The organism is Mesorhizobium sp. M1A.T.Ca.IN.004.03.1.1, from assembly GCF_003997555.1.
In the GTDB taxonomy this organism is placed as follows: domain Bacteria; phylum Pseudomonadota; class Alphaproteobacteria; order Rhizobiales; family Rhizobiaceae; genus Mesorhizobium.
The window spans coordinates 1-255 of record NZ_RZTV01000641.1 but is presented as its reverse complement, the minus strand read 5'-3'; the positions used below and the strand labels follow the sequence as shown (position 1 = coordinate 255).

General features: G+C 57.3%; 1 pseudogene. It reads left to right on the top strand.

Features of this window, described 5'->3' with window-relative positions:
• Positions 1-255 (top strand): annotated as a pseudogene (locus EOD29_RS36720) (FAD-binding protein); the annotation flags it as partial.

The following is a 255-nucleotide window of genomic DNA, read 5'->3' as shown; positions in this document are numbered from 1 at the left end:
GCAAGAACATACCTCCGGCATGAACTCGGCAATTACTACAGGTCCGAATTCATTGATGCCTATCTTGAGGACGGCCCGCTTGCGATCGAAGAACTGGAGGCGGGTACAGAGGTCCAGTTCACCCTGGCCTCGGCGCCTGACTATCACTCAAACCAGGTTGGGGGAGTAGACAAGGGCCGCGCGCTTAGCCCAGCCCCTTACGACGGACGAAAGCTCGGCAAGGATTTTGATCTCATCGGCGATCCCATCCGTGTG